Here is a 315-nt window from a genome sequence, read left to right as displayed (position 1 = left end):
TGATCTTCCATTCGGATCAAGGCTCGCAATATGCCAGTACCGATTTCCAAGCGACCTTGCGCCGCTACGGCATACGCGGATCGATGAGCCGCAAGGGAAACTGTTGGGATAACTCGGTGACGGAAACGCTTTTCGGCTCGTTGAAGGTTGAACGCCTGCATGGCATGCACTTCGAGACCCGGCGCCAGGCCAAAGATGAGGTTGTTGACTGGCTGACCTTCTACAGCCGCAACAGAATGCATTCTACCCTGGGCTACACAAGCCCGATGGCGTTCGAGGAAAATTGGCGTCGCCAGCAGGAAACGTTGGCGGCAT

At 55.9% G+C, this 315-nt stretch carries 1 protein-coding gene; it reads left to right on the top strand.

Translation table 11 applies throughout. From position 1 onward, the window contains the following. A partial coding sequence (locus N826_RS39415; protein ID WP_044438156.1) for an integrase core domain-containing protein occupies nucleotides 1–315 on the top strand: 315 nt, incomplete at both ends.

This window comes from Skermanella aerolata KACC 11604, from assembly GCF_000936425.1.
In the GTDB taxonomy this organism is placed as follows: Bacteria; Pseudomonadota; Alphaproteobacteria; order Azospirillales; family Azospirillaceae; genus Skermanella; species Skermanella aerolata.
This window is presented reverse-complemented; position numbering and strand designations above follow the sequence as displayed.